Raw genomic sequence first — 15,737 nt, 5'->3', positions numbered from 1 at the left:
GCAGCAGGCATGGACTCAGGCGCGCAGGCGCGGTGCTTCCTGGCTGCGCACCGGGCTGGCCAAGTAGACATGCTGCCAGCAGCGTTCGACGAATTCGCGGGCCTGCGCTTCACTCAGGCGCGGCATGATCTGCAGGGCGTACTGGGTCTGGAACAGCTCATCGCGCTGGGCGTTGCTGGCGCGTGGTTGGGTGATCAGCGAATCACAGGCGAACTTGATCCACGGGACATAGGTGCCGAACGAGGTGTGCGCGAGTGCGCCATCGGCGTGCTGGCGGCGCCAGTAATCCAGCTCCGCATCGACATTGATGACAGGGGGAATGGCGGGAACTTCAGCGTGCATGACGATCCAATCGGTTGGAGGTGAAGGGAGTGGGGCCCGTTACAGTGTGGCCCGGGCGGCGGTGCATGCCGCGTCAGCGCGATGTGCAGCCAGCGTGGCGACGGCGCAGCAGCTGCGCGTGTTCAACCGCGCCCAGCTGTTCGGCCATGGCGGCCATCGCATTGCACAGGCGCACCAGGTCGCGGGGATGGTCGTGCAGCAGATCCTGCTGCATGTCCTGGTAGGCGCTCCAGAACGGGGCACTGCGCTGGTGCAGTGCGTACTGCTGCTGCAGTCGGCTCCAGATCGCGGCCAGCGCCGGGTCACTGCGAGGACGTACGGCATGCGCGTGCATGGTCGGCTCCAATCCGGGGCGGGGGCCCGGTTGCATTCCACCCTAGACGTCGCTGCGCAGCAGGATGTTAGTGGCGCGTGTTGACTGCACGCAGCTGACTGCGCAGCAGTTCACGTTGAAGCGTGCAGACGCTGCCGGCACAAGGCTGTGCCGGCACTGAAGCGTTCATCAAAGCGGGCTCATCAGCCGTGGCGGATGCTCATTCGCCGATGTCTTCGTTCCAGATTTCCGGATGTTGCGCAATGAAACCGCCGAGCAGGTCCACGCATTCCTGGTTGTCCAGGTCGATCACGTTGACGCCGTTTTCCCGCAGCCAGTCGATGCCGCCCTGGAAAGTGCGCGATTCGCCGACCACCACCGTGCCGATGTTGAACTGCCGCACCAGGCCCGAGCAGTACCAGCACGGGGCCAGGGTCGTGACCATGATGGTGTCCTGGTAGCGGCGCTGGCGGCCGGCCTTGCGGAAGGCGTCGGTCTCGCCATGCACGGACGGGTCACCTTCCTGCACGCGGCGGTTGTGGCCGCAGCCGAGCAGGCGGCCGTCGTTGTGGTACAGCGCCGCGCCGATCGGCACGCCGCCTTCGGCCAGGCCCTGGCGGGCTTCGGCAATGGCGGTCTGCAGCAGGGCCTGGTAGTCGGGCGTGGTGATCATGCGGGGCTCCGGTAGGTCGTGGGGCGCCATGATACGGCCAGCGTTCCCCGCAGGGGCCCGGCGGTGCGATAATCGGGGGCATGAGCGAATCCCCCTACAAATCCGGTACCACCCATTTCGGGTTCCGCGACGTTGACGCCAAGGACAAGCAGAAGCTGGTCGGCCAGGTGTTCACGTCGGTCGCGCGCAACTACGACCTGATGAACGACCTGATGAGCATGGGCGTGCACCGGGCATGGAAGCGCTACTACGTCGCCACCGCGCAGGTGAAGCCGGGTGACCGCGTGCTTGATCTGGCCGGTGGCACCGGCGATATCGCCGCGCTGCTGAAGGAGCGCGTCGGTGCCGAGGGCTCGGTAGTGCTGGGCGACATCAACGCCGGCATGCTGTCGGTCGGCCGTGACCGCCTGACCAACCGCGGCTTGGTGCTGGGCCTGGACTACGTGCAGTGCAACGCCGAGGCCCTGCCGTTCCCGGACAACAGCTTCGATCTGGTGACCATCGCCTTCGGCCTGCGCAACGTGACCGACAAGGACGCCGGCCTGCGCGAGATGTACCGCGTGCTGAAGGTAGGCGGCCAGGCCCGCGTGCTGGAGTTCTCCGAAGTCACCGCCGACTGGTTCAAGCCGATCTACGACTTCCACTCGTTCAAGATCCTGCCGAAGCTGGGCAAGCTGTTCGCCAACGATTCGGACAGCTACCAGTACCTGGCCGAGAGCATCCGCAAGCATCCGCCGCAGGAAGAACTGAAGGCGATGATGGGGCAGGCCGGCTTCGAGCGCTGCCACTACAAGAACCTGACCGGCGGCATCGTCTCGATCCACTCCGGCTACAAGCTGTAAGCCTTGACGGTCGCCGGGCATGGCCCGGCGCTACCACGCAACGTCCCGGCACGGTCCTGGTAGGTGCCAACCTTGGTTGGCACACGCCCGTCCGCGAGCGCTGCCCGGTCCGTGCCAACCAAGGTTGGCACCTGCCAGAAGCAGCAAGGTCGGCACGTGGCGCGAGCAATGATGGATCCGTGCCAACCAAGGTTGGCACCTACCAAAGGGTGGCGCCACGCCGCCATTACCCCGCACCGCGCAACGCTTCCCGGTCGGGGGAGAGGTACCATTGGGGTTTGTTCCCCGTAACGGTCCCGATTCATGCGCAATCCGCTGATGCTCCTTCCGCTGGCCGTGGCCCTGGCCGCCGGCTGCTCCCAGGAGGCGGCCGCACCCGCCGCCACCCCGACTGCCCAGAAGGCTCCCGCCGCCCCCGTGAACGCCGAAAACCGCAGCCACGATGAAAGCTCGTACGCCGAGCCGGACAAGGTCGTCGTCAAGGACATCGCGCTGGACCTGAAGCTGGACTTCGACCAGAAGCAGATCGGCGGCACCGCCACCTACACCCTGGAATGGAAGCAGAAGGACGCCAAGCAGCTGGTGCTGGACACCCGCGAGCTGAGCATCGCCAAGGTCGAAGCGATCGCCGCTGACGGTGCGCGCAGCCCGCTGCAGTTCGTGCTGGCCCCGGCCGACAAGGTGTTCGGCAGCAAGCTGACCATCGAAACCCCGGAACAGCCGGCCAAGGTCGAAGTGACCTACCACACCGCACCGACCGCTTCGGGCCTGCAATGGCTGGCGCCGTCGATGACCGAGGGCAAGAAGCTGCCCTTCATGTTCAGCCAGTCGCAGGCGATCCACGCCCGTTCCTGGGTACCGCTGCAGGACACCCCGAGCGTGCGCTTCACCTACAGCGCGCACGTGGTCTCGCGCCCGGACGTGATGGTGCTGATGAGCGCCGACAACGATCCCAAGGCCGCGCGTGACGGTGACTACACCTTCAAGATGCCGCAGCCGATTCCGTCCTACCTGCTGGCCATCGCCGCCGGCGACCTGGTGTTCGAGCCGATCTCCGGCCGCTCCGGCGTCTGGGCCGAGCCGACCATGGTCAACAAGGCCGCCAAGGAATTCGAAGACACCGAGAAGATGATCGGTGCCGCCGAGAAGCTGTACGGCGAATACCGCTGGGGCCGCTACGACATGCTGGTGCTGCCGCCGTCGTTCCCGTTCGGCGGCATGGAAAACCCGCGCCTGACCTTCGCCACTCCGACCGTGATCGTCGGCGACAAGTCGCTGGTCTCGCTGGTCGCCCATGAACTGGCACACAGCTGGTCGGGCAACCTGGTGACCAACGCCAGCTGGAAGGACATCTGGCTCAACGAAGGCTTCACCACCTACGTCCAGGGCCGCATCACCGAAGCCCTGTATGGCAAGGAGATGGCCGAAATGGAAAAGCAGATCGACCAGACCGATCTGCTGGCCGAAGTGAAGGACATGAGCCCGGCCGACCAGGCGCTGGCGCTGCCGCCGCTGAACGAACGTGACCCGGACGAAGCCCTGAGCCAGGTGGCTTACGTCAAGGGTTCGTGGTTCCTGGAATTCCTGGAACAGCGTTTCGGCCGCGAAACCTTCGACCCGTTCCTGCGCGGCTGGTTCGATGACCACGCCTTCCAGAGCGCCAACACCGACCAGTTCGTCGAGTACCTGAAGAAGAACCTGCTGCCGAAGAATCCGTCGGCGGTGACCGAGGCCGAACTGAAGGCGTGGCTGGACGAGCCGGGCATTCCGGCGTTCGCAGCCAAGGCGCAGTCGCGCAACTTCAGCAGCGTCGATACCGCGCGCATCGCTTTCGCCAGCGCCGGCACCGTGCCGAGCAGCCAGGTGATTGCCGAGTGGAGCACCCAGGAGTGGGTCCGCTTCATCGACGGCCTGGGCGCCACCCAGCCGCTGGACAAGCTGGCCACGCTGGACAAGACGTTCCACTTCACCGGCACCCCGAATGGCGAGATCGCCATGCGCTGGTACCCGCTGACCATCCGCAGCGGCTACGAGCAGGCCAATGAAGCGGCCGCTGCGTTCATCGAGCGTGTCGGCCGTCGCAAGCTGATCCTGCCGATCTACGCTGAACTGGTGAAGACCCCGAAGGGGCTGGAGCTGGCCAAGCAGGCCTTTGAGAAGGCCAAGCCGGGCTACCACCCGATCACCACCGCCTCGGTGCAGGACATGCTGGCCAAGGCTGAAGCCAAGTAAACGGTAGTGCCGGCCGCCGGCCGGCAACCTGATGCTGCTTCACCAGCAACGGCGGGGAAACCCGCCGTTGCTGTATCCGCTTTTCGCTGCCGATAGAATCGGAATGCACCCGTAAAGGACTCCGCCATGAAACGACTGATCCTGCTCACCGCATGCACCCTGGCCCTGGCCGCCTGCAGCAACCCCGAGGAAGAACGCAAGGCGCAGGAAGCCGCCGCGGCCGCCGTGCAGGCGCAGAAGGAGGCCAAGGCCGAAGACGTGGCCAAGCAGTACGACATGGCCGTGGCCGCGCAGGACTGGGAGCGTGCGCGCCTGCATGGCGCCTCGCTGCTGGACCAGTACAAGGACACCGCCGCCGCCGGGCGCATCGCCGCCGGCTTCGACGAGGTCAAGGCCAAGGGCGATGCCGCGCGCGATCTGCGCCGCATGCAGGCGCTGTGGCAGTACAACCAGATTCCGGTCGGCAGCAAGGGCAACCAGCTGTCGGCGCAGATCTTCAGCAAGGAGCGGGTGGATGTGGATGGCAGCGGCGCCAAGCCGGTGCAGCTGGTGTTCCGCGACCACCCCGAATGGAAGCGTCATGCCTACCTGGTGCTGCAGGCCGGCGATTTCCGTTGCCCGCAGTGCACGGTGAAGGTCACGGTGGACGGCGGCAAGCCGGTCTCCATGGCGGCCTGGCGGCCGAAGACCGACGAGGCGATCGCCATGTTCATCACCGACCAGAAGGCGTTGTGGAAGCTGGCAGCCAAGGGCAAGTCGATCAGCATCGAGTTCCCGGTCAAGGCCGGTGGCACGCGCACGGCCGTGTTCGAGACCGGTGGCGTGGATGCCAGCCGCATGCCGGCGTGGTGGCGTTGACCGTGCAGGCACCGGCGGCTGCGTCGTCGCTGTCGGCGATCCGCCACTGGGTGTTCGACATGGATGGCACGCTGACCGTGGCGGTGCATGATTTCGCGCGGATCAAGCGCGAACTGGCGATTCCGCAAGAGGATGACATCCTCACCCACCTGGCCGGGTTGCCGGCCGCAGAGGCCAGCGCCAAGCACGCTTGGCTGCTGGCGCACGAGCGTGCGCTGGCCGCTGCTTCCCAGCCGGCAACGGGAGCGGTGGCGCTGGTACGTGCGCTGCAGGGCGCCGGCTGCCGGCTGGGCATTCTGACCCGCAACGTGCGCAGCCTGGCGCAGGTCACCCTGCAGGCGATCGGGCTGGGCGACGTCTTTGCCGAAGACGACATCATCGGCCGCGACGAGGCCGAGCCGAAACCCTCACCGGCCGGCCTGCAGTACTTCCAGCAGCGCTGGCAGGTGGAGCCCGCGCAGGTGGTGATGGTGGGCGATTACCGCTTCGATCTGGAATGCGGCCGCGCGGCGGGCAGCCGTACGCTTCTGGTCAACGCTCCGGACAACCCGTGGCCGGGCATGGCCTGTTGGCACCTGCCCGATTGCGGGGCGGTGCTGGAGCGCTGGCGGCACTAGCGCGGCGCTCTGTGCGCGCGCTGGCAGGCAGCCAGGGGCCCCGCACCTGCAGTCAACTGTCGACTGTCATCACAGTGTATTGTGCGCGGTCGGCGGGACGTTCTTCGAATGACCCGCCGGGGCTGAAGCGGAAGCGGTTGCTGAACCGCCGCCGCGCACTGCCGCAGCCCGGTTGAAGCTGAGGTGGATGCTGAAGGTGCCGGCGGGAAGTTCCGCTGCGCTGGCAGTTGTGTCGGGTAACACGTTGTCCGGTGTGGCCCGCTGCCAAGGATGGGGCATGGGTGTCCTTTGCTCCATTTCTGGATTCCTTTCATGCTCCGAGCTGCGTGGGTGTCGCTGTACCGGCGTCTGTGTCCGATCGCCGCCTTCTTCCTGTTCGGCCTGGTCGCCCTGTCGTTGTCGCGGCTGGGGCTGTCGCTGTGGCATGCCGCGCGGGTGAGTGCTGCCGACGGCTGGTCTACAGTGTTGCTGCAGGGGCTGCGGGTGGATGTGTCGACCCTGTGCCTGCTGTACGGCATCCCTGCGGTGCTGGCGCTGCTGTTGCCGCTGGAGGGAGGCGTGGGCCGCGCGTGGCGCCATCTGTTGCGGTGGTGGCTGATCCTGGCGAGCGTGCTGCTGGTGTTCATGGAACTGGCCACGCCGAGCTTCATGGCCGAGTACGGCCTGCGCCCCAATCGCCTGTTCCTGGAGTATCTGATCTATCCCGAAGAAGTCGGGATGACGCTGTTGCGCGGCCATCTGCTGGCCGTGGTGATCGAAGTTGCCGCTGTGATCGTGCTGTTCTGGGCATTGCTTCGCGGGTCGCGGCGCTGGGTCGGCAACAGCACGACGCTCGCAGTCGAAGCCGGATGGCTGTGGCGGCTGCCATTGGCGTTGCTGGTGCTGCTGCTGGCGGCGCTGGGCGTGCGTTCCAGCCTGGGTCATCGTCCTTTGAATCCGGCGCTGGTGGCGTTCTCCTCCGACCCCACCGTCAACGCGTTGCCGTTGAATTCGCTGTACACCGTCGGCCATGCCGCGCGGCAACTGGCGACCCGCAGCGAAACCTCGCGCGTCTACGGTGACCTGCCGCTTGCCGAGGTGGTCAGCGAACTGCGCGCCAGCAGCGGCCTGCCGGCATCGGCGTACGCCTCCGACGCGTTGCCGAGCCTGGCGCTGCGTCCGCCGCAGTACCAGGGCAGTCCGCGCAATCTGGTGATCGTGCTGGAAGAAAGCCTGGGCGCGCAGTTCATCGGCAGTCTCGGTGGACGACCGTTGTCACCCAACTACGACCGCCTGAGCACACAGGGCTGGGCGTTCGAACGGCTGTATGCCACCGGCACGCGTTCGGTGCGCGGCATTGAGGCGGTCCTGACCGGGTTCCCGCCGACCCCGGCCGAATCGGTGGTGAAGCTGCCTGCCAGCCGCCAGCGCTTTTTCACCCTGGCCGATGTGCTGGGGCGGCATGGCTACGACACCGGCTTCTACTACGGCGGCGAAAGCCACTTCGACAACATGCGCGAGTTCTTCCTCGCCAATGGCTTCACCCGCATCGTGGACCGCAAGGATTACCGCAAACCGGCCTTCGTCGGCTCCTGGGGCGCGTCGGACGAAGACCTGTTCGCTCGCGCCGACCAGCAGTTCCGGCAGCTGAAAGCGCAGGGCACGCCGTTCTTCGGCCTGGTGTTCACTTCCAGCAACCACGATCCCTTCGAGTTCCCCGACGGCCGAATCGACCTGTACGAGCAACCGAAGCAGACCCGTGACAACGCCGCCAAGTACGCCGACTACGCGCTGGGCGAGTTCTTCCGCAGGGCGATGGCCTCACCGTACTGGGAGGACACCGTGTTCCTGGTGGTGGCAGACCATGATTCGCGGGTGTTCGGCAGGAACATGGTGCCGATCGGCAACTTCCATATTCCCGGGTTGATCCTTGGCGGCGGCATCGAGGCGCGCCGCGATGCCCGCATCGTCAGCCAGATCGATCTGCCACCGACGCTGTTGTCATTGCTGGGCATTGCCGATGCCACCCCCACCGTTGGACAGGACCTGACCGACCTGCAACGGCTGCAGCCCGGACGCGCGCTGATGCAGTACGACCGCAATCTGGCGTGGATGGAGGGCAACGATGTGGCCATCCTGCAGCCGGACAAGCCAGCGCAGGGTTTCCGCTACGACCCGGCCAGCGACCAGCTGCAGCCACGGCCGCTGCGGCCGGAACTGGCACGGCGCGCCCATGCCTACGCGATGTGGGGCACGCTGGCCTACGAGAAAGAGCTGTACCGCTTGCCGGAGAAGGCCAGGCACTGAGCCGGAGGTAGCGCCGGGCCATGCCCGGCGAGCGCGCAGCGCGGGCTGCACCCGGAATGGAAGGTGTCTGATCGGAAAGCCGCCGGGTGTGGTCCGGCGCTACCACGACAGTGTCGACCAAGGTCGACACCTACCAGTAGCACTCCCCCCGGCGCATCGGGTGGAATGCGCGGGCAGTTCGATTACGCGTTCAACGCGTAGCCGAACTGCTGCTTGAACTGCTCGTTGAACTCATCGAAGGTGAAGCGCTGGTTCTGGGTGCCCGGGTGCTCGACCTTCAGCGCGCCCATCAGGTTGCCCATGCGGCCGATGGTCAGCCAGTCGAAGCCCTTCTGGATGCCGTAGATCAGGCCAGCGCGGAACGCATCGCCACAGCCGGTCGGATCAACCACGCGGCGCTCGTGCGCCGGCGGGATGTCGTAGCTCTTTTCCGGGGTGTGGATCACCGCGCCCTTCGGGCCGCGGGTGGTGATGTAGGCCTTGACCCGGCTGACGATCTCTTTTTCGTTCCAGCCGGTGCGTTCCTGCAGCAGGTTCGACTCATAGTCGTTGACCACCACGTAATCGGCCTGCTCGATGAACTCGCGCAGTTCCGGGCCGTTGAACAGCGGCATCGCCTGGCCCGGGTCGAAGATGAACGGCACGCCGTCTTCGTGGAATTCCAGCGCATTCTGGATCATGCCTTCGCGGCCGTCCGGGCCGACCAGGCCCAGGCTGACGCCCGGCACGTCGCGGACGTGGTTTTCGTAGGAACGCATCATCGCGCCCGGGTGGAAGGCGGTGATCTGGTTGTTGTCGTGGTCGGTGGTGATGAACGCCTGCGGGGTGAACAGCTCATCGATCACGCGCACGCGGGTGAGGTCGATACCCAGCGCATCGAAGTGTTCGCGGTACGGGCCGAAGTCCGAACCCACCGTGCCCATCGGAATCGGGTCGCCACCCAGCAGGTGCAGGTTGTAGGCGATGTTGCCGGCGCAGCCGCCGAACTCGCGGCGCATGCGCGGCACCAGGAATGACACGTTCAGGATGTGCACCTTGTCCGGCAGGATGTGATTCTTGAACTGGTCCGGAAACACCATGATGGTGTCGAAGGCAAGAGAACCACAGATCAGAGCGGACATCGATGTAAGCCTATGCGGTGAATTTTGGGGTGGGCCGGCCCACTTCGGCAGGCAAGCAAACGGCGCCCTTGGGCGCCCGACGGCGCAAAGGTTACCCGCTGGTGCCGCTCAGGGCCAGAACCGGGTGATGCCCGATCAGGCCGAAAGCCTGTGAAGGCGCGGGTTCAGCTAGTTTTCTCCTTGCTCGGCGGCAGGCGGGTTGCTAGGCTTGTCGACCTCGATTTCTGCCCATTTTTTCGCCATCCCGCGTTGGGCGCGACACCCCTCAGGATCAACTCCCAGATGTTCAAGAAACTGCGCGGCATGTTCTCCAATGACCTGTCCATCGACCTGGGCACGGCCAACACCCTCATCTATGTGCGTGGGCAGGGAATCGTGCTGAACGAGCCGTCCGTGGTCGCCGTGCGCCAGGACCGTGCCATCGGCGGTACCCGCTCCGTGGCTGCCGTCGGCGCCGAGGCCAAGCAGATGCTCGGCCGTACCCCGGGCCACATCACCACCATCCGCCCGATGAAGGATGGCGTCATCGCCGACTTCACCTACACCGAGGCGATGCTCAAGCACTTCATCAAGAAGGTGCACAAGTCGCGCTTCCTGCGCCCGAGCCCGCGCGTGCTGGTCTGCGTGCCGGCCGGTTCGACCCAGGTCGAGCGCCGCGCCATCAAGGAATCGGCCGAGGAGGCCGGTGCCCGCGACGTGTTCCTGATCGAAGAACCGATGGCAGCCGCGATCGGCGCCGGCATGCCGGTCACCGAAGCCCGTGGTTCGATGGTCATCGACATCGGCGGCGGCACCACCGAAGTGGCGGTGATCTCGCTCAACGGCATCGTCTATTCCGCCTCGGTGCGCATCGGCGGCGACCGCTTCGACGAGTCGATCACCAACTACGTGCGCCGCAACCACGGCATGCTGATCGGTGAAGCCACCGCTGAACGCATCAAGGTCGAACTGGGCTGTGCCTACCCGCAGGCGGAAGTGATCGAGATGGAAATCTCCGGCCGCAACCTCGCCGAGGGCGTGCCGAAGATGATCAAGATCAGTTCCAACGAGGTGCTCGAAGCCCTGCACGAGCCGCTGTCGGGCATCGTCAGCGCGGTCAAGCTGGCGCTGGAGCAGACCCCGCCGGAACTGTGTGCCGACGTCGCCGAGCGCGGCATCGTGCTGACCGGTGGTGGCGCCCTGCTGCGCGACCTGGACCGCCTGATCTCCGAGGAAACCGGCCTGCACGTGCAGGTGGCCGATGACCCGCTGACCTGCGTGGCCCGTGGTGGCGGTCGTGCGCTGGAACTGGTGGACATGCACGGCAACGAGTTCTTTGCGCCGGAATAAGCCGTCCCGGCTGCTTGCGCCCGCAGCGCCCCTCCGGGGTGCGGCCCGCCACGTTGGCGGGTCGGCACCGGCGGGGCGCCCGCGTGTTTCCCTTCCGCCTTCTGCCAGTTGAATCGTTGCCGTGCCGCCCTACGCCGGACCTCCCGTCGCTTCCCGATCCGGTGATGCCGCCAGCCCGCTGCGGCTGCTGGCCTATCTCGCACTGGCAATCACCTTGATCGTCCTCGATGACCAGGCCGGCTGGCTGGCGCGCCTGCGCGAGCAGGCCAACAGCCTGGTGCAGCCGGTGTGGGCGCTGGCCGGCCTGCCCGGCAAGCTCGGCGGCCAGGTGCGTGACACCGCTGCCAGCCACGGCCAGCTGGTGACCGAAAACCGTGAGCTGCGCAACCAGCTGCTGCTGGCCAACGCCCGCCTGACCCGCCTGCAGACCGCCGCTCTGGACAACGCGCAGCTGCGCGAACTGCTGAACGTGGCCGAGCGCAGTGGCCTGGACGTGCAGCTGGCGCCGATCCTGGACATCGACCTGGACCCGGTCAAACAACGGCTGGTGCTGGACGCTGGCAGCCGCGAAGGCGTGCACGTCGGCCAGGCGGTGATCGACGCCGGTGGCCTGATGGGGCAGGTGATCAGCGTGACCGGTGGCAACGCCACCGTGCTGTTGTTGACCGATCCCGACCATGCGGTGCCAGTGACCGTGGCCCGCAATGGCGTGCGCCTGATCGTCTACGGCCGCGGTGACAAGCTGGAACTACGTGACATCCCGCTCAGCGCCGGCGTGGAAGTGGGCGACGAGATCGTCACGTCCGGTCTTGGTGGCCGGTTCCCGGCCGGGTTCCCGGTCGGCACCATCACCGGCCTGCGCCCGGACGATACCCACGCCTTCCTGGTGGGCGAACTGAAGCCGGCCGCACAGCTTGATCGCGGCCGCGACGTGCTGCTGCTGCGCCCCGGCGCGGCGATCCGTATTCCGCCGAACCTGCGCCTGCAGATGGAACAGGCCGCTCCCGGTGGCCCGGCCGATGCCACAACGCTGCCGACCGGCACCGCGCCTGCAGCAACGCAGGCTACCCCGGTAGTGCCGGCCGCTGGCCGGCAGCCGTCCTCGTCTGCGACGAGCCCGGCTGCCCGCGCATCCTCCCTTACCCCCGCGCCTTCGGCGCGCCCCCCTCAACAAGAGGGGGGCTCTCCCCCAGCCAGCTCCCCGGTAGTGCCGGCCGCTGGCCGGCAACCGCAGCAAACTCAACCGCAGCCCACCCAACCGCAGCCGGAGGCGCAGCGATGAGCCGCCTTCGCGACAACCGCTGGGTGCTGCCGGCCAGCCTGGTGGTGGCCCTGCTGCTGGGCCTGCTGCCGTTGCCGGCGCTGCTGCAGCCGCTGCGTCCGTACTGGCTGGCGCTGGTGCTGGCCTACTGGGTCATCGAAACGCCCGAGCGGGTCGGCCTCGGCATCGCCTTCGCCAGCGGTGTCGTCGCTGACCTCCTGTATGGCGGGGTGCTGGGCGAACAAGCGCTGCGCTTGGTGATGCTGGCCTTCATCCTGCAGCGCTTCCGCGCGCGCATCCGCTTCTTCCCGATGTCGCAGCAGATGCTGGCCATCGGCGGCCTGCTGTTCAACGATCGCATCGTCAGCGCGCTGGTCCATATCCTGGTGGGCGAGCCGACCCTGCCGTGGTCGTACTGGTGGGCACCGTTGCTGGGCATGGGCCTGTGGCCGCTGGTGTTCGTGCTGCTGGACGCGGTGCGCTTCGGCAAGCGCGGACGCTGAGCCATGCTGCCGCGCCGCCAGGTCAAGAATCCGCACGCAGAAGCCGAACAGTTCCGGCGCCGTGCGGCGTTGGGCTTCTTCGGCGTACTGGTCTGCCTGCTGGGCCTGGGCGGCTGGTACTTCAAGCTGCAGGTGCTGGACCACGACATCTACGCCACCCGCTCCGAAGCCAACCGCATCAAGCCGCGGCCGGTGGTGCCCGGGCGCGGCATGATCTACGACCGCAACGGCCGCCTGCTGGCCGAGAACGTGCCGGCGTTCCGCCTGGACATCACCCCGGACAAGGTCAAGGACATGGACGCCACCCTGGAAGGGCTGGCGAAGATCATCCAGATCAGTCCGGAAGAGCTGGAAGCGTTCAACAAGTCGCGCAAGGCGCGCCGCAAGTTCCTGCCGGTCACGCTGAAGCTGCGCATGAGCGATGAGGAAATGGCGCGCTTCGCCGTGGACCGCTGGCGCTTTCCCGGCGTCGAGCTGGAACCGTACCTGACCCGTCGCTATCCCTATGGCGACCTGTTCGCGCACATCATCGGCTACGTCGGCCGGGTCGACGACAAGGACCTGGAGATCCTCGGCGAGGGCAATGCCGCGCTGACCCACATCGGCAAGTCCGGCCTGGAGCGCTATTACGAGCAGGAGCTGCGCGGCAAGGTCGGCTACGAACAGGTCGAGACCAACGTGCAGGGCCGCGCGATCCGCACCATCGGCCGTGTCGCCGCGCAGTCCGGCGCCGACCTGCGGCTGTCGATCGATGCCGACCTGCAACGGGCGATGGTGGCCGCCTTCGGCGAGTTCGAAGGTGCCGCGGTGGCGATGGACCCGCGCACCGGCGAAGTGCTGGCGATGGTCAGCCTCCCGTCGTACGACGCCAACCTGTTCGTCAATGGCATCTCGCACGCCGACTTCAAGGCGCTCAATGAGAATCCCTCGCGGCCGCAGTTCAACCGCCTGGTGCTGGGTGGCGTGGCCCCCGGTTCGACCATCAAGCCACTGATCGGCCTGGCCGGCCTGGACAGCGGGGTGCGCCGGCCCGAAGACAAGATTCTTTCCACCGGCATGTTCTACCTGCCCGGCACCTCGCGGGGCTGGGGCGATGCCAACCGTGGCGGCCATGGCTGGACCGATCTGCGCAAGTCGATCACCCAGTCGGTCAACACGTACTACTACAAGCTGGCCCTGGACATGGGCATCGAGCGTTTCGACCACTACATGGGCTACTACGGCTTCGGCCAGCCGACCGGCATCGACCTGACCGGCGAGATCGGCGGCATCCTGCCGTCGCCGGCATCGAAGTACAAATCACGCAAGGAGCGCTGGTATCCCGGCGACACCGTCAACGCCAGCATCGGCCAGGGCGACTGGAAGGTCACCCCGTTGCAGCTGGTGCACGGCGTGGCCGGCATTGCCAACGGGCAGCTGCGCCAGCCGCACCTGGTGATGCAGCAGCGCGCCGGCTTCGATGCGGACTGGACGCCCATGCCGCAGGGCGAGAGCAAGCCGATCAGCCCGACCCCGAGCAACCTGCAGGCCGTGCGCGAGGGCATGATGGGCACCATGCAGCCCGGTGGCAGCGGCGCGCGCGCAGCGGCCGGCGCACCGTATGTGATGGCGGGCAAGACCGGTACCGCACAGGTGATCAGCCGCCGCGGTACCGCCGCGGTGAATCCGAAGAGCCTGCCGATGCACCTGCGCCATCGCGCGCTGTTCGTCGGCTTCGCACCAGCCGACAACCCGGTCATCGCCGTGGCGATTGCCGTGGAGGGCGGCGGCTACGGTGGTTCGGCAGCTGCGCCGATCGCTCGCAAGGTGTTCGATGCCTGGCTGCTGGGCAAGATGCCCGAAGGCATGCAGCCGCTGGACAGCGAACGCGGTACGACCGCGATCGGCGCCACCGCGTTCGACAACGAAGACGTGGGTGCGCGCCAGGCCGGCGACGCGGCTGCGGCGCAGCTGGGCGAGCATGCGGTCGTGGTCGGTGTACCGCCGCCGGCACCGGCACCTGCTCCGGCCACGCATCCTTCTGCGGCACTGCCGGCCACGTCACGTCCCACGGTTGCTGCGGAGGGCGCCCGATGAGCGCGTTCCTGCGCTGGGCCGGGGAAATGCTGCAGCGGTTCTTCAGCAGCCTCGACTGGCTGCTGTGCCTGGCCCTGGGCGCGCTGATGGTGATCGGCCTGGCGACGTTGAAGAGTGCTGGCGGCGATGGCCTGGTGATGGCGCAGGGCGTGCGTTTTGCCGTGGGTCTGGCGGCGATGTGGGGCATTTCGCGGGCGCCGATCCTGCGCATCCGCTCGGCCACGCCACTGATCTACGCCATCTCGATGATCCCGTTGCTGGCGGTGTTCGTGCTGGGCACGGGCAAGTACGGCCGGCAGTGGCTGGACCTGAAGTTCTTCTACCTGCAGCCGGCCGAACTGCTCAAGGTCAGCCTGCCGATGATGGTGGCCTGGTACCTGCACAGGATGCCGCTGCCGCCGCGCTTGAACACCGTGCTGGTGGCGATGGTGATCATCGGTGTGCCGACCGGGCTGGTGATGCTGCAGCCGGACTTCGGCACCGGCGTGCTGATCGCCGCCAGTGGTGTGTTCGTGTTGCTGCTGGCGGGCCTGCCGTGGTGGTGGGTGGGACTGGGCGTGGGCGGTGTGGCAGCGGTGGCGCCGGTCGCCTGGTTCTGGCTGCTGCGGCCGTACCAGAAGGACCGCATCATGATGTTCCTCGACCCGGAAATGGACGCGCTGGGCGCGGGCTGGAACATCATCCAGTCGAAGATCGCCATCGGTTCCGGCGGTTTCGACGGCAAGGGCTGGGGCGAAGGCTCGCAGTCGCACCTGAATTTCATTCCCGAGCAGACCACCGACTTCGCGTTCTCGGTGTTGAGCGAGGAGTTCGGCTGGATCGGCGTGGCGCTGGTGCTGACGTTGTATCTGGTGGTGATCGGGCGCTGCCTGTGGATCGCCAGCCAGTCGCGCGATTCGTACTCACGCCTGCTGGCGGGTGCCACGGGTCTGGCGTTCTTCGTCTATGTGCTGGTGAACGGCGGGATGATTTCCGGCCTGCTGCCGGTTGTGGGGGTGCCGATGCCGTTGATCAGTTACGGCGGTACGTCGGCGGTGTCGCTGCTGGCGGGGTTCGGGTTGGTGATGGCGGTGCGTCGTCACAATCCGGTGCATGGCGGTTACGGCTAGTTTCCAGCCATCGGCGCAGCCCCTCGTGGGTGGTTGCTGAAAGCAACAGCCGTGGTTGGCCGGGCGGGGTGGATTCGCGGGGGACGCCGTGAACCCATCCCTGGGGGCTTGGCCGCGGCATCCATGCCGCGGACACCCCCGCGAACCCACCCCGCCCGGCCTCTGACAGTTTCCT

14 protein-coding genes are annotated in these 15,737 nt (G+C 66.9%); 10 read left to right on the top strand and 4 right to left on the bottom strand.

Features of this window, described 5'->3' with window-relative positions:
• Window positions 1-15: 15 nt before the first annotated feature.
• The 3 genes from LMF57_RS17165 to LMF57_RS17155 all read right to left on the bottom strand — a co-directional run bounded on the left by LMF57_RS17165 (window position 16) and on the right by LMF57_RS17155 (window position 1,328).
• Window positions 16-342, bottom strand: coding sequence for a hypothetical protein (locus LMF57_RS17165; RefSeq protein WP_025877273.1), 327 nt, complete (start codon window positions 340-342; stop codon window positions 16-18).
• A gap of 73 nt (window positions 343-415) precedes the next feature.
• The gene (locus LMF57_RS17160) at window positions 416-676 is read right to left on the bottom strand and encodes a hypothetical protein (RefSeq protein WP_080149816.1); all 261 of its coding nucleotides are present in this window, start codon (window positions 674-676) and stop codon (window positions 416-418) included.
• Between the two features lie 199 nt (window positions 677-875).
• The gene (locus LMF57_RS17155) at window positions 876-1,328 is read right to left on the bottom strand and encodes a nucleoside deaminase (protein ID WP_049399252.1); all 453 of its coding nucleotides are present in this window, start codon (window positions 1,326-1,328) and stop codon (window positions 876-878) included.
• An 80-nt stretch (window positions 1,329-1,408) separates the two neighbouring features.
• Between LMF57_RS17155 and ubiE the strand changes: the two genes are divergently transcribed.
• The 5 genes from ubiE to LMF57_RS17130 all read left to right on the top strand — a co-directional run bounded on the left by ubiE (window position 1,409) and on the right by LMF57_RS17130 (window position 8,163).
• Window positions 1,409-2,170, top strand: coding sequence for a bifunctional demethylmenaquinone methyltransferase/2-methoxy-6-polyprenyl-1,4-benzoquinol methylase UbiE (gene ubiE, locus LMF57_RS17150; protein WP_032976541.1), 762 nt, complete (start codon window positions 1,409-1,411; stop codon window positions 2,168-2,170).
• A 303-nt stretch (window positions 2,171-2,473) separates the two neighbouring features.
• The gene (locus tag LMF57_RS17145; protein WP_229290278.1) at window positions 2,474-4,402 is read left to right on the top strand and encodes a M1 family metallopeptidase; all 1,929 of its coding nucleotides are present in this window, start codon (window positions 2,474-2,476) and stop codon (window positions 4,400-4,402) included.
• A 126-nt stretch (window positions 4,403-4,528) separates the two neighbouring features.
• Window positions 4,529-5,260 (top strand): hypothetical protein, encoded by a 732-nt coding sequence (locus tag LMF57_RS17140; protein WP_117311415.1) that lies wholly within the window; start codon window positions 4,529-4,531, stop codon window positions 5,258-5,260.
• 59 nt (window positions 5,261-5,319) lie between these two features.
• Window positions 5,320-5,877 carry an HAD family hydrolase gene (locus LMF57_RS17135; RefSeq protein WP_229291406.1) on the top strand — a complete coding sequence of 186 codons (558 nt, stop codon included), beginning with the start codon at window positions 5,320-5,322 and terminating at the stop codon, window positions 5,875-5,877.
• 312 nt (window positions 5,878-6,189) lie between these two features.
• Entirely contained in the window at window positions 6,190-8,163 is a 1,974-nt protein-coding gene (locus LMF57_RS17130) for an LTA synthase family protein (RefSeq protein ID WP_229290277.1), read from the top strand.
• 182 nt (window positions 8,164-8,345) lie between these two features.
• Here the strand turns inward: LMF57_RS17130 and LMF57_RS17125 are convergent, their stop codons facing one another.
• A complete protein-coding gene (locus LMF57_RS17125) occupies window positions 8,346-9,284 on the bottom strand; it encodes a carbohydrate kinase family protein (protein ID WP_059065157.1) in 939 nt (312 codons plus the stop codon).
• 282 nt (window positions 9,285-9,566) lie between these two features.
• On the opposite strand from LMF57_RS17125, the gene LMF57_RS17120 reads away from it, so the two are divergent.
• From LMF57_RS17120 to rodA, 5 genes are all read left to right on the top strand, one after another.
• Window positions 9,567-10,613 (top strand): rod shape-determining protein, encoded by a 1,047-nt coding sequence (locus LMF57_RS17120; RefSeq protein WP_017355500.1) that lies wholly within the window; start codon window positions 9,567-9,569, stop codon window positions 10,611-10,613.
• A gap of 121 nt (window positions 10,614-10,734) precedes the next feature.
• On the top strand, window positions 10,735-11,895 hold the full coding sequence (gene mreC / locus LMF57_RS17115; RefSeq protein WP_208081802.1) for a rod shape-determining protein MreC: 1,161 nt from the start codon (window positions 10,735-10,737) through the stop codon (window positions 11,893-11,895).
• Complete coding sequence (gene mreD, locus LMF57_RS17110; RefSeq protein ID WP_117311411.1) at window positions 11,892-12,377, top strand: rod shape-determining protein MreD; 486 nt, start codon at window positions 11,892-11,894, stop codon at window positions 12,375-12,377. The genes mreC and mreD overlap by 4 nt, the downstream gene beginning before the upstream one ends.
• Before the next feature lie 3 nt (window positions 12,378-12,380).
• Window positions 12,381-14,453, top strand: a complete 2,073-nt coding sequence (mrdA, locus tag LMF57_RS17105; protein WP_229290276.1) for a penicillin-binding protein 2 — start codon at window positions 12,381-12,383, stop codon at window positions 14,451-14,453.
• Window positions 14,450-15,562 (top strand): rod shape-determining protein RodA, encoded by a 1,113-nt coding sequence (gene rodA, locus LMF57_RS17100; protein ID WP_229290275.1) that lies wholly within the window; start codon window positions 14,450-14,452, stop codon window positions 15,560-15,562. Before mrdA ends, rodA begins: the two co-directional genes overlap by 4 nt.
• Window positions 15,563-15,737: the final 175 nt, after the last annotated feature.

This window comes from Stenotrophomonas sp. SI-NJAU-1, from assembly GCF_020883215.1.
In the GTDB taxonomy this organism is placed as follows: domain Bacteria; phylum Pseudomonadota; class Gammaproteobacteria; order Xanthomonadales; family Xanthomonadaceae; genus Stenotrophomonas; species Stenotrophomonas indicatrix.
The sequence above is the reverse complement of the archived record's forward strand: the minus strand, read 5'-3'. Positions and strand labels throughout refer to the sequence as shown.

What these genes read in the sequence shown, in the direction of transcription:
- mrdA (WP_229290276.1), top strand. Translation starts at nt 12,381, where the DNA reads ATGCTGCCGCGCCGCCAGGTCAAGAATCCGCACGCAGAAGCCGAACAG.
- LMF57_RS17130 (WP_229290277.1), top strand. Translation starts at nt 6,190, where the DNA reads ATGCTCCGAGCTGCGTGGGTGTCGCTGTACCGGCGTCTGTGTCCGATC.
- ubiE (WP_032976541.1), top strand. Translation starts at nt 1,409, where the DNA reads ATGAGCGAATCCCCCTACAAATCCGGTACCACCCATTTCGGGTTCCGC.
- LMF57_RS17135 (WP_229291406.1), top strand. Translation starts at nt 5,320, where the DNA reads ATGGATGGCACGCTGACCGTGGCGGTGCATGATTTCGCGCGGATCAAG.
- LMF57_RS17145 (WP_229290278.1), top strand. Translation starts at nt 2,474, where the DNA reads ATGCGCAATCCGCTGATGCTCCTTCCGCTGGCCGTGGCCCTGGCCGCC.
- LMF57_RS17165 (WP_025877273.1), bottom strand. Translation starts at nt 342, where the DNA reads ATGCACGCTGAAGTTCCCGCCATTCCCCCTGTCATCAATGTCGATGCG.
- LMF57_RS17140 (WP_117311415.1), top strand. Translation starts at nt 4,529, where the DNA reads ATGAAACGACTGATCCTGCTCACCGCATGCACCCTGGCCCTGGCCGCC.
- LMF57_RS17120 (WP_017355500.1), top strand. Translation starts at nt 9,567, where the DNA reads ATGTTCAAGAAACTGCGCGGCATGTTCTCCAATGACCTGTCCATCGAC.
- LMF57_RS17125 (WP_059065157.1), bottom strand. Translation starts at nt 9,284, where the DNA reads ATGTCCGCTCTGATCTGTGGTTCTCTTGCCTTCGACACCATCATGGTG.
- LMF57_RS17160 (WP_080149816.1), bottom strand. Translation starts at nt 676, where the DNA reads ATGCACGCGCATGCCGTACGTCCTCGCAGTGACCCGGCGCTGGCCGCG.
- mreD (WP_117311411.1), top strand. Translation starts at nt 11,892, where the DNA reads ATGAGCCGCCTTCGCGACAACCGCTGGGTGCTGCCGGCCAGCCTGGTG.
- rodA (WP_229290275.1), top strand. Translation starts at nt 14,450, where the DNA reads ATGAGCGCGTTCCTGCGCTGGGCCGGGGAAATGCTGCAGCGGTTCTTC.
- LMF57_RS17155 (WP_049399252.1), bottom strand. Translation starts at nt 1,328, where the DNA reads ATGATCACCACGCCCGACTACCAGGCCCTGCTGCAGACCGCCATTGCC.